Raw genomic sequence first — 2,454 nt, 5'->3', positions numbered from 1 at the left:
ATAAGCCACCGCAAAGTAAAAATGCCACGCGTTACGAATCACTCTTAAGCAATTTGTTAGTACATGCGCTACTTCTATTTATGCGCTCCAAGATATTGAAAAGTGGCATGATATGAAAGGCTTTGAACACTGAAGTGAGACGGGCAGCTACAAAACTTTACTCCGATTGAAAGACAAAAGTTGGCTAGAAGAAAAACGTACTGAACTCCCCTACTTTTACTGACTTCAAATTAGAAAAGGATTCTATCCTCGTACTTCAACAGCCACACCACAAGCAATCAAGGCTCTCTCAAAAGCCAACACGAAAATGAAGAAGCGCCAAAGAAATAGGCTGAGAGTTAGAAGCCGTAAACGGTGAAATCAAAGCGAACACTCCGCATATAGTGCCACCGGAAAGAACGTGAAAGGCACTAACTGAAAGGTGTAAAAACGAGCGCCAAACAGATAAACACCAAAACTTATGACCTTTGATGTCAAACCCGCACTAACGCCCTGCTAAGGGGTGAGCAACGCAATACCGAAGCCGCCGCAAACCACCTTAATCACTAAATTCAACGCATAGTAAAAATGCCACGCGTTGCGAATCCCTCTTGAGCAGTTTGTTAGTCGCGAGGCACCGAGCGACAATTTTAAGCCGAACTAAATTTTGCAAACAACAAATTTTATGTGCTTTGATGCATTTAAGTCAGGCGTAGTCGCAAAGCAGCTATTCAATGAAACCACTTGGAACAAACAACACCGCAGAAAACGGACGGACAACACCAAATAGCGCCTTTGGAAAGCTAATCTCACAGTGCGGACTTTCAACAAAGTCACTGAAACCACGTGGAACTTACAACACCAGAGAAAACGTCATTTCAGCGAGTAAATTGGCTTTTGTACCAACAAACTCACCGAGCGGAGTTGCAACCAAAAACAGATTTTCGATTGCCCCGCCCTATCACCACCAAAGAACGAAACAACCGCTTGGAAAATAGCAATGCATTGACTTAGAACCGATGAAACTGAGCTTTGACCGTCGAAGATGGAACTATGAATCAAACAACCAGTAGCCAAGTTTTGAGCTTAGAAACATGATTTTGACTGCTAGCTTTTTCTGGCGACTAACGCCCTGTTAAGGTGTGAGCAACGCCACCACCCTACCTAAAACATTGCCACCTTAAACACTAAAGCTGACCCAAACTGAAAATGCCGAGCGTTGGGAATCTGTCTTAAACGCTTTGTTAGTTTGCCTACATGATTCAGCCAAAGTTTAGCGACAAGGTGCTGAATTGGTTACAAAACTACTGGCTTTGAGCGCCAATGTAAAACTGAAAACTACGGAACTCAAACCCAAACAACAAAACGCACTTGGCTAAGAAGCGACATGCGATAAACAACCACAGTTTGAAGCACCTTCGCTGACAAAGGATTCATTCGACAAACCTAACAACCAAGTGCGACAAAGCCATTCGTTAGTGAGTTAGCCACAAAAAAAAGAAGCCGCGCGAGATGCACTAAGCGACCAAAGTTACTGATGCGGAGAAATGAATAACTTTGAACCCAAAGAGCCGAAAAACACCCTACGCGTGATGAGATTTGGTTGCACAACTTTCGAAAAACGAGCAGGTGTAGAGCACAAAAACAGGACTAGGCTCTTTGACCAAAAACGCTTTTCTACTTTTGCAAACTAACGCCCTGTTAAGGGGTGAGCAACGCAATACCGAACCCGCCGCAAACCACCTTAATCACTAAAATCAACGCATAGTGAAAATGCCACGCGTTGCGAATCCCTCTTAAACAGTTTGTTAGGTGCGTAGCCAAAGTTGGTAAAAGTCTGTTTCATCGTGCTTGGGATTCTTGCGCACGAACTCCCAACCATGGCGCTTATAGAATGTGAGAGCTCGATGGTTAGTTCGGCTTACTGAGAGTACTGCACGCAAACAACCCGCTTTACTCAAAGTGCTTACAATATAATCCTGCAATTTTGCAGCGAGTCCTGAACCACGAAAATTCGGCTTTAAGTAAATGAGATGCACATAGCCAGTCTCCGGCTCGGGTGAAAAGCTACGAAACTCTAACTGCCCTGCAAACTGACCATCTACAAATATATGGATATAGAACCATCCTGATGTAGCTAACCGGTCTAATACTCGTTCACGATAACCATTGATGAAATCGTCGAAACCATCGTAATGCCCAAAACTACAAAAGTATGCATCTTTTCTCGCAGCAACGCACAATTCGAAATCATCAATGTTTATCTGCTGAAAAGAAATTTCCATACTTACCTTTTCCTTCAAGCACCTAACGCCCTGTTAAGGGGTGAGCAACGCAATACCGATGCCGCCGCATACCACCTTAATCACTAAAACCAACGCATAGTAAAAATGCCACGCGTTGCGAATCCCTCTTGAACAGTTTGTTAGGTTTTGGGCTTATTCTCCCAATGAACCCCAATCTGTTAGATTTAAT

The 2,454-nt window shown here is 43.6% G+C and carries 2 protein-coding genes; one reads left to right on the top strand and one right to left on the bottom strand.

Translation table 11 applies throughout. The features are described from left to right. Nucleotides 1–713: 713 nt before the first annotated feature. Entirely contained in the window at nucleotides 714–977 is a 264-nt protein-coding gene (locus VJL_RS30610; protein WP_102389285.1) for a hypothetical protein, read from the top strand. Nucleotides 978–1,787: 810 nt separating this feature from the next. Here the strand turns inward: VJL_RS30610 and VJL_RS27345 are convergent. Further along, nucleotides 1,788–2,264: a GNAT family N-acetyltransferase gene (locus VJL_RS27345; protein ID WP_038882495.1), complete on the bottom strand. Its 477-nt coding sequence runs from the start codon at nucleotides 2,262–2,264 to the stop codon at nucleotides 1,788–1,790. Nucleotides 2,265–2,454 lie beyond the last annotated feature (190 nt).

This window comes from Vibrio jasicida CAIM 1864 = LMG 25398 (assembly GCF_000400365.1).
GTDB lineage: Bacteria > Pseudomonadota > Gammaproteobacteria > Enterobacterales > Vibrionaceae > Vibrio > Vibrio jasicida.
The sequence above is the reverse complement of the archived record's forward strand: the minus strand, read 5'-3'. Positions and strand labels throughout refer to the sequence as shown.

Coding starts and splice junctions, on each gene's coding strand:
- VJL_RS30610 (WP_102389285.1), top strand. CDS start 714: ATGAAACCACTTGGAACAAACAACACCGCAGAAAACGGACGGACAACA.
- VJL_RS27345 (WP_038882495.1), bottom strand. CDS start 2,264: ATGGAAATTTCTTTTCAGCAGATAAACATTGATGATTTCGAATTGTGC.